The 215-nt window shown below is 69.8% G+C and carries 1 pseudogene; it reads right to left on the reverse strand.

Going from position 1 to position 215, the window contains the following annotated elements:
- Window positions 1-215, reverse strand: a pseudogene (locus HA630_RS01250) (Rieske (2Fe-2S) protein); the annotation flags it as partial.

The following is a 215-nucleotide window of genomic DNA, read 5'->3' on the forward strand; positions in this document are numbered from 1 at the left end:
AACAGCGCGCCGTGGCTGGCGCAGACCAAAAACTGCCCGGTGAGGTCGAAAAAGTGGTTGGGCCGCCAGTCCATTTCCATGGCGACGTGGCTGCAGCGGTTCAGGTAGGCCCGGACCTGACCGCGGTGCCGCACCGCGAAGGCGCGGCAGGTCCGGCCCTGGTAGCGCACGTCGAAGGGGCAGGCCTCGCCGCCGTCGGTCAGGTCGCGGGCGTT

Source organism: Aquabacterium sp. A08 (genome assembly GCF_011742065.1).